This is a genomic window from Moorena sp. SIO4A1, assembly GCF_010672065.1.
Lineage (GTDB): Bacteria > Cyanobacteriota > Cyanobacteriia > Cyanobacteriales > Coleofasciculaceae > Moorena.
The window spans coordinates 1-1,943 of record NZ_JAAHHX010000404.1; the positions used below are offsets into that span (position 1 = coordinate 1).

Here is a 1,943-nt window from a genome sequence, read left to right on the forward strand (position 1 = left end):
CTTGCCCTGATTTTTCCCCTCGTAGCAGGGTTGGAATAGTCCGCCCCGTAACGCACCACCTTTGGGCTTGCCCTCATGTTCAACCTCTGAAGGCCAGGGTTGGAATAGTCCGTCCGATTGTAACGGGCAAGATGCCCGTTCCACCCACCGGGTCAAACAGCAAAAGTTAGATGCACCCGGAGTGTCGCAGGTGTGGGAGGCATCAGTTAAAGGTTTGAGCCTTAAGCAAGGGGCGATTTGTGTAAGCCCTTTTATGTTTTCTGCGCTTGAGCAGTAAATAGGCACAGGGCACAAAGGATAGTGCCATCAGGGTCGCGCCACCTAAGCCGCCAATGATAACTATGGCCAGTGGAGGCCAGAAACCACTCTTCTCCAAGAGCAGGGGACTGAAGCCAATCATGGTGGTAATGGTGGTGGCGATGACATGGCGAGTGGAATGAATCACTACGTCTCGTGTTGCTTGTCGATTTCCCTCACGAACACGGGGGTTTTGATGGAGAGCAGTTAGTACTACAATAGAGTCATTTACCACTACTCCCAATAAACCGATAGTGCCCAGGATAGCCGTGAATCCGAAGGGATAACCGAATAACCACAGGGAACCTAGGGCTAAACCCACTGAAAACACGGCAATTAGGCCAATAATCCCTGCTAGTCTAAAGGAACCGAAGGTTAGTATTAAGGTTGCGGCCATCAGAATCATTAATACCCCAAGGGTAGAGACTAGATTGCTGACAGCACTGCTACGTTCGTCCGCTTCACCTCCAAAGTCGTAGGAATAGCCTGGAGGTAGCTCGAAGGTACTCAAGCGCTGTTTGAAATTGTCGAGAACTGTAGCAGGCAGCACCCCAGCGGTGATGAATCCCTGTACTGTATTCACCCGTTGTCCATTGCGTCGGGAAATAGTGGCTAAATCGGGGATAAGTTTAATATCCCCTAAAGCAGAGAGGGGAATACGCTCACGATTATCACCAGTGTTGCTGTTTGGAAGCAAGTTGAGGGAAGCAATCTGATTTAGGTTAGACCGGTTCGGATTTGACAAGCGCACACGTACCGGTAGTTCTTCCGTAACCTCCAACACTGAGCCTCCCACAGCACCTTCTAAGCTGGTGTCGAGTTGCTGAGCAATCTCAGTTTTGTCAATTCCTGCCAGTCGGGCTTGCTCTTCATCAATGGTTAAAGCTAATTTGGGTAGCCCTTCGGTTAAGTCAGCTCGGGTGTGAATCACGTCAGGAACTTGAGCTAGTTCTGCACGGATCTGGTTACCTAATTCCCGCAAACGATGGAGCTGTGGACCGTAAAGCCGTAGTTCAATGGGAGCATCAAAGGGAGGTCCTTGCTCGATTTGTCGCACCAGGACTTGGGCTGCAGGAAATGCCTGATTCAGTTCACTCTGCAAGCTTTGGATTAATGGACGGGATGCGACTAATGGTTGTAGTTGTACCAAACCTTGGGCATAATTGGCTGAATTTTCTCGATTTGCAATGACGTTGTAGTAAAACTGAGGAGCACTCTTACCCATAAACCAATGTACGTCTACCACTTCGGGGTGGTTGCGGATCAGTTCCCGTGCTTTGACGACATTAGTTTGAGTCTGCTCTAGGGACGTTTGGGTCGGTAGCTCGAATTCAATGTAGAACTGTTCCCGGTCTGTGGGGGGAAAGAACTGTTGCTCTAGATTGGGAGCAACTAAGAAGCCACTAATCGGCAGAATCAGGGTTAGCACTACCCCTATAACTGGTCGTGCGAAGATTTTATCCAGAACCCAACCATAGGTTTGGGTCAGACGGGGATGAGAAAAACCGGTTTGCCACCAGCTTCCTATCACTGGTGCGTTCCCCCAGCGGTGTAGTTTCCCGACCAAGGCTGGGATTACCGTTAAGGATAGAGCAAGAGAGCTTAACAGTGCCAAAATTACCGTGACACCAATAGTACCAGTAAAC

Annotated in this window: 1 protein-coding gene; it reads right to left on the minus strand. The window is 49.7% G+C overall.

Annotated features, from left to right (window positions below; all coding sequences use genetic code 11):
* Positions 1-202 precede the first annotated feature (202 nt).
* The coding region (locus F6K53_RS38760) for an efflux RND transporter permease subunit (RefSeq protein ID WP_293085177.1) at positions 203-1,943 on the minus strand (1,741 nt) is incomplete at its 5' end.